At 74.1% G+C, this 6,449-nt stretch carries 5 protein-coding genes and 1 riboswitch; of the genes, 2 read left to right on the top strand and 3 right to left on the bottom strand.

What is annotated here, in order from left to right:
- Nucleotides 1-445: 445 nt before the first annotated feature.
- Together ACFVIM_RS10835 and ACFVIM_RS10830 are read left to right on the top strand one after the other, a co-directional pair.
- Complete coding sequence (locus tag ACFVIM_RS10835; RefSeq protein ID WP_384300347.1) at nt 446-1,186, top strand: ABC transporter ATP-binding protein; 741 nt, start codon at nt 446-448, stop codon at nt 1,184-1,186.
- Nucleotides 1,168-2,322 carry a hypothetical protein gene (locus tag ACFVIM_RS10830; protein WP_384300346.1) on the top strand — a complete coding sequence of 385 codons (1,155 nt, stop codon included), beginning with the start codon at nt 1,168-1,170 and terminating at the stop codon, nt 2,320-2,322. Before ACFVIM_RS10835 ends, ACFVIM_RS10830 begins: the two co-directional genes overlap by 19 nt.
- A gap of 41 nt (nt 2,323-2,363) precedes the next feature.
- Here ACFVIM_RS10830 and ACFVIM_RS10825 read toward each other — a convergent pair whose 3' ends face one another.
- The 3 genes from ACFVIM_RS10825 to ACFVIM_RS10815 are packed head-to-tail and all read right to left on the bottom strand — an operon-like array spanning nt 2,364 to nt 6,221.
- Nucleotides 2,364-3,422, bottom strand: a complete 1,059-nt coding sequence (locus ACFVIM_RS10825; RefSeq protein WP_384300345.1) for an ABC transporter ATP-binding protein — start codon at nt 3,420-3,422, stop codon at nt 2,364-2,366.
- Nucleotides 3,423-3,438: 16 nt separating this feature from the next.
- Nucleotides 3,439-5,067, bottom strand: coding sequence for an ABC transporter permease (locus ACFVIM_RS10820; protein ID WP_384300350.1), 1,629 nt, complete (start codon nt 5,065-5,067; stop codon nt 3,439-3,441).
- A gap of 59 nt (nt 5,068-5,126) precedes the next feature.
- Complete coding sequence (locus tag ACFVIM_RS10815) at nt 5,127-6,221, bottom strand: thiamine ABC transporter substrate binding subunit (protein WP_384300344.1); 1,095 nt, start codon at nt 6,219-6,221, stop codon at nt 5,127-5,129.
- An 81-nt stretch (nt 6,222-6,302) separates the two neighbouring features.
- Nucleotides 6,303-6,413, bottom strand: a riboswitch (TPP riboswitch).
- Between the last annotated feature and the right edge of the window lie 36 nt (nt 6,414-6,449).

The raw sequence follows: 6,449 nt of genomic DNA, 5'->3' as shown, positions 1-6,449 counted from the left end.
TCGTGGGCCCCACCCCGGTGACCGGTGTCCGGCCCACTGCCGTCTCCGCGCGACGGGAGGTCCGCGGACCCCTCGGCCCCCGGACGGCGGATCGGTGACGGAGCGGTCCACGGACACCACTTCACGGACCAGCACCACGGACAGCACCCGCACCCTCCGACAGACCCCGCACCACGGACAGCACCCGCACCCCCCGACAAACCCCACACCAAGAACAACACCCACACCTCGACGAGCCGCCCCCCGGGTATGAGGCACCCGGCCCCGCCACCCCCACTACGCCATGCGCGACCGCCCCCACCCCCATCCGGGTGGACGCCCCCGCACCCGGCCGCGTGCTCCCCCCGCCCCCGCGTCCGGCTGCCTAGCGTGCGAGTGACCGATCGGCCCTGACGTCGTTCCCCCATCCGGGGGACGGCAACTGATCAGAACCGAGGTGTACGCCATGGTGGCCCCGCCGGACAATCCGGAGAACCCGGACAATGAGGTGATCTGGGCGCGCTCCCTCCAGCACTCCCCCAGCGGGGCGCCCGCGCTCGCCGGGGTCTCGCTCGGGGTCCGCGAGGGCGAGATCCTCGCCGTGTGCGGCCCGCGCGGCAGCGGCAAGACGACGCTGTTGCGGTGTCTGTCCGGGCAGACCGTCGCCGACGAGGGCGAGGTGTGGTTCAACAGCGCGCCCGTGCACACGCTCTCCCGGCCCCAGCGCGAACGGCTGCGCCGTGAGCGGTTCGCGTGGATCGGCCCGGAGCCCACACTCCTGCCGGAGCTGACCGTATGGGAGAACGCGGCACTGCCGCTGCTGCTGCGCGGCACCACCCGCCGCGAGGCGAAGGCCACCGCCCTGGAGTGGCTGGAGCGGCTGGACGTCGGTGACCACTCCCGGCGCCGCCCCCGCCATCTCACCCCCGCCCAGCGCCAGCGGACCGCCACGGCGCGGGCGCTCGCCGCCGGTCCCGCGGTGCTCTTCGCCGACGAGCCCACGGCGACGCTGCACCGCGCGGACCGGGCCCATGTGCTGCGTACCCTCACCACGGCCGCGCGCTCGCACCAGATCACCGTCGTCCTGGCCACCCATGACCCGGAGGTGGCCGCCATCGCGGACCGGGTGGTCGAGCTGCTCGACGGCCGCCGGGTGGCGGCGGCCCCGGAGCCGGAAGGCCGGGCCGCGTGCTCGCTCTCCGTCTAGCCCGGGGCAGCCATCCGCTGGTGCTGCTGCGGCGGCTGCTGGTCGCGGTGGCGTCGGGGGTGGTGGGGCTGCTGCTGCTCGCCGCGCTGGCGTACGCGCTGACACACCCCGGCCGCCCGGGCGCGTCACTGCCGCGACTCGCGTGGTGTCTCGTACCGCTCGCCGCCGTCACCCACCTCTCCGTGGCGATGGCGCGTACGGATCCCAGCACCCGGCCCCGGACCGGTCTGGACGCCATCGGTCTGGGGCCCGGCCAGCTCGGCGCGCTGGCGGCGGCCTCCACGGCGGTGGCGGCGACGCTCGGCAGCGTGCTGGCGCTGCTGTCCTTCGTCCATCTGCGCGACGGGCTGGCGGGGCTGCCGTTCGGCGGCACGGCGGCCGAGGAGTTCGCCCGTGGCGCGGCGCTGCCCTTCGCGGGCACGCTGACGCTGCTGGCCCTCCCGCCGCTGACGGTCGCGGCCGTGGCCACGCTGGCGCTGCGCCCGCGCGACCGGTCCGGTCCTGGCCCGGACGGAGCGCCCCGGGACGGCTTCCCGGGCGGGCTGCCCTGGGGCGTGGCCCTGACGGCGGCCGGGCTCGCGGTCGGGACGTACGCGGCGGGCCCGGACGGCGGCGGGGCCGCCACCGCGCCACCCGGCGGACTCGACGCCCATCCGGCCGGGGTGCTCGGCGGCTGGCTGCTGACCGCGGTCGGTCTGGGCCTCTCGGGTCCCGCGCTCACCCACATCTGCGGGCGGCTGCTCCAGCTCGGCCGCCCCGGCGCCGCCCGGCTGCTCGCGGGCCGGGCCCTGATGGACCAGGCCCGTATCCTCGGCCGCCCCCTCGGCGTGGTGTGCGCGGTGGGTTCCGCCGGTATCGCCCTGTGGACGCTGTACGGGGACGGATCACGCCCCTTCGGCGCGCTGACCGCCCTGGGCACCGGGCTGGTGGTGGTCTGCGCGGTGGCGCCCCTGGTGACGGCGGCGCTGGAGTCGCGGCGCACCCGGGCCACCGCCACGGCGGAGCTCCGCCGCATCGGCACGCCACCGCGCACCCTGCGGTCGGCGGTACTGATGCGCTGTGCGGCGCTGGTGGCGGTCTGTACGCCCCTGACCTGGCTGGTGGGCACCCTCGCCGCCGTACCGCTGACGCGGTAGCCGACGAGCCGCCGACGAACCACCGACGAGCCGCCGACGGCTCACCCCAGCAGGACCACGTCCTGCGGCGCGAAGGTCACGCCGACCTCCGCCCCGGGCTCCGGGGCGGACCGCAGCGCCACCTCGGCCTCCAGCGGCGGGGCCGTGGCCCGGTCCCGGGGCCGGAGCCGCAGGGTGACATGGTGGCCCCGGAACGTACGGCTCTCCACGGTGCACGGCAGCCCGTCCGGCCCGCCCGGATCCACCAGCCGCACCCCGGCGGGCCGCACCAGCAGCTCCCGCTCGCCCGAGGCCACCATCTCCCCCGGGAGCGGCGCCGGCAGCGGCACCGGACCCCACACGGTGTCCGCGCTCGCCCGGCCCGTCGTCACGGTCGCCGCCACCACGTTGTCGAAACCGAGGAAGCGCGCCACGAACGCGTCGGCCGGACGCCCCCACACCTCCAGCGGGGTGCCGCTCTGGGCGATCCGCCCGTCGCGCATCACCACCACCCGGTCGGCGAGCGCGAACGCCTCACCCTGGTCATGGGTGACGGCCAGGACGGTGGTGCCGAGCCGGTGGAACAGCTCGCGCAACTCGACCACCAGCCGCTCCCGCAGCCCCCGGTCGAGCTGGCCGAGCGGCTCGTCGAGCATCAGCAGCGCGGGTTCGGGCGCCAGCGCCCGGGCCAGCGCGACCCGCTGCTGTTCCCCGCCGGAGAGCGCGGCGACCGCCCGGCTCCCGGCGTCCGGCAGCCCCACCAGCTCCAGCAGCCCGGCCGTTCTGCGCTCCCGCTCGGCCCGGGGCAGGCCCCGCTGACGCAGTCCGAAGGCGACATTGGCGCCGACATCCCGGTGCGGGAAGAGCTGGTGGTCCTGGAACATCAGCCCGACCCCGCGCCGGTGGACCGGCACCGCGCCCTGGTCGGCGCCGGAGAGCAGCACCCGGCCCGCGTCGGGCCGCTGGAGCCCGGCGACCACCCGCAGCAGCGTGGACTTGCCACTGCCGCTCGGTCCGAGCAGACAGACGATCTCGTGCTCGGCGACCTCCAGCGCGACCGCGTCGAGCGCCGGGCGGGCCCCGAACCGTACCGTCACACCATCCAGCGTCAGCAGCGCCATGCCCACTCCCCAGCCATCAGAACTCCCCGGAACCAGAACCACGGGCGTGTCCGCGACGGCCACGCTCCAACAACACCAGCGCGACCGCGCACACCACCATGAGGATCGTGCTCAGGGCCATCGCCTGCCCGTAGTTCAGCTCTCCCGGGCGGCCCAGCAGCCGGGCGACGGCGACCGGCAGGGTGGGCCGGTCCTCGCGGGCGATGAAGACGGTCGCGCCGAACTCGCCCAGCGACATGGCGAAGGCGAACCCGGCCGCGATCAGCAGCGCCCGGCGCACCATCGGCAGATCCACCTCGCGCCAGACCCGTAGCGGGGACGCGCCGAGCACGGCCGCCGCCTCCCTCAGCCGCCCGTCGACCGCGCGCAGCACGGGCAGCATGGTCCGTACGACGAAGGGGACCCCGACCAGCGCCTGCGCCAGCGGCACCAGGATCCAGCTGGCGCGCAGATCCAGCGGCGGTTCGTCCAGCGCGATGAGGAAGCCGAAACCGACGGTGACGGCGGAGACCCCGAGCGGCAGCATCAGCAGCGCGTCGAAGCCCCGGGTCAGCCGTCCGGCCCGGCGGGTGAGCGCGGCGGCCGCGAGCCCGCCGACGACGACCGCGATGGCGGTGGCCACGGCCGTGTACTGGAGCGAGTTGCCGATCGCGTGGATCGGCGGCACGAGGAAGGCGCCACCACTGGACTCGTTCGAGGTCAGGGCGCGGTAGTAGTCGAGGCCATAGCCGTCGGGCGTGGCGAAGGACCGTTCCACCAGGACCGCGAGGGGCGTCAGCAACAGCAGCACCACGGTGGTGAGGACACCGCCGAGCAGCGCCCACTGCCCCGCTCCGCGCGGCGTGCGCGCCGTGAGCGCCGGGTCGACCAGCCGTAGCGCGCCCTCCCGCCTCCGTACCGTACGGGCGTGGACGGCGAGCACCGTGCCGACGGCGGCGAACTGCACCAGCGTGAGCACGGCGGCGGTGGGCAGATCCAGCAACTGGGCGGTCTGCCGGTAGATCTCCACCTCCAGGGTGGCGAACCCGGGGCCGCCCAGGATCTGCACCACACCGAAGGAGGTGAAGGTGAAGAGGAAGACCATCAGCGCGGCGGCGGCCAGGGCGGGCGCCAGCGCGGGCAGCGTCACCCGGGCCCAGGCGGCCAGCCGCCCGGCGCCGAGCACCCGGGCGGCCTCCTCCTGCCGCGGGTCGAGCTGCGCCCACAGTCCGCCGACGGTCCGCACAACCACGGCGTAGTTGAAGAAGACATGGGCCAGCAGGATGGCCCAGACGGTGGTGTCGAGCCGGACGCCCCACACCTCGTCGAGCAGCCCGCCGCGCCCCAGCAGCGCCAGGAAGGCGCTGCCCACGACCACGGTCGGCAGGACGAACGGAACCGTCACCACCGCCCGCAGCAGCCGCCGCCCGGGAAAGTCGTAGCGGGCCAGGACATAGGCGCCCGGCAGCGCGATCACCAGAGTGAGCGCGGTGGAGGCCAGCGCCTGCCAGGTGGTGAACCAGAGCACCCGCTGGAGGTCGGACCGCCCCAGCACCTCCCCGATCCGGCCGAACTGCCACACCCCGTCGGCCATCAGCCCGCGGCCGGTGATCGCGGCCACGGGGTAGGCGAAGAAGAGCGCGAAGAAGACGGCCGGGACCGCCATCAGGGCCAGCCGGGCGGCCGCCCCACGACGGTCCGCGAGCCGCCCGGCCGCGCCTGGAACTACTTCACGACGAGCGAGGACCACGACCTGACCCACTGCTCCCGGTTCTCGGCGATGGCGTCGGGGCTGACCGTCTCCGGCTTCTCCACGACCGCGCCGAAGCGGGTGAAGAGCGGCGGCAGGGTGGCGCCCTTGACCACCGGGTGGACGAACATGTTCAGCGGCATGTCCTCCTGGAACGGCCGCGAGATGAGGAAGTCGAGCAGCGCCTTGCCACCCGGCTCGTTCTTCGCGCCCTTGAGCAGCCCGGCGAACTCGATCTGACGGAAGCAGGTACCCGTCGCCACCCCGGTCGGCGCCTCGGTCGGCTGCGGCTTGGCGTACAGCACCTCGACCGGTGGGCTGGAGGCGTACGAGACGACCAGCGGCCGGTCGGCCTTGGCCTTCTTGCCTCCGGCGGAACCGGAGAACTCCTCGTTGTACGCCTGCTCCCAGCCGTCGACGACCTTGACGCCGTTGGCCTTCAGCTTCTTCCAGTACGCCTCCCAGCCGGACTCGCCGTACCGTCCGACGGTGCCGAGGACGAAGGCGAGACCGGGCGAGGAGACGGCCGCGTTCTCCACCACCAGCAGATCGCGGTACTCGGGCTTGATCAGGTCGTCGAAGGTCGACGGCGGGGCCAGCTTGCGGTCGGCGAAGTACTTCTTGTCGTAGTTGACGCAGACATCGCCGGTGTCGACGGGGGTGACCCGGTTCCGCTCCCGGTCCAGCTGGACCTCGGGCGCGACCTGGTCCAGGCCCGTGGCCCGGTAGGGGGTGAAGACGCCGTTGTCGAGCGCGCGGGAGAGCAGGGTGTTGTCCACGCCCCACAGCACATCGCCCTGCGGCGAGCCCTTGGTGAGGATCTCCTTGTTGAGCGCGGCCCCGGCGTCCCCGGTCTTGAGCACCTTGACCGTGTACCCGGTCTGCTGGGTGAACTTCTTCAGCACGGCCTCGGAGACGGCGAACGACTCATGGCTGACCAGCGTGACGGTCGTGGACCCGGCGCCCTTGGACCCGCCGTCCTTCTCCGCGTCCCCGCCGCACGCGGCGAGGGTGGTGACCCCGAGCGCGGCGGCGACCGCGGTGACCGTGATCTTCTTGATGGTGCTCACTGGACTGACATCCTCCTGGACATGACCAGGAAGAGACGCGGCCCCGCCCGGCCCAGGGGAGGGCCGGACGGGGCGCAACAGCTTGAGTAATGACCGAACTTCCTACCCAGAATGACCTGGGCGAGGTTCAGAGGGTCTGCGGACCTGCCGGAACCGCACTCTCAGCGCTGTGGCGCTCCCCTGTCGGATATATGCAGATGTTCGTCACAGCGTACAAGGTCGACCGGA

The sequence above is a fragment of the Streptomyces sp. NPDC057638 genome (assembly GCF_042800315.1).
In the GTDB taxonomy this organism is placed as follows: domain Bacteria; phylum Actinomycetota; class Actinomycetes; order Streptomycetales; family Streptomycetaceae; genus Streptomyces.
Note: the sequence above shows the minus strand (reverse complement) of the source record. Positions and strands in the feature narration are given on the sequence as shown.

Bases quoted from the DNA above. Each gene is read 5' to 3' on its own strand.
- ACFVIM_RS10820 (WP_384300350.1), bottom strand. From the start codon at position 5,067: ATGGCGGTCCCGGCCGTCTTCTTCGCGCTCTTCTTCGCCTACCCCGTG.
- ACFVIM_RS10835 (WP_384300347.1), top strand. From the start codon at position 446: ATGGTGGCCCCGCCGGACAATCCGGAGAACCCGGACAATGAGGTGATC.
- ACFVIM_RS10825 (WP_384300345.1), bottom strand. From the start codon at position 3,422: ATGGCGCTGCTGACGCTGGATGGTGTGACGGTACGGTTCGGGGCCCGC.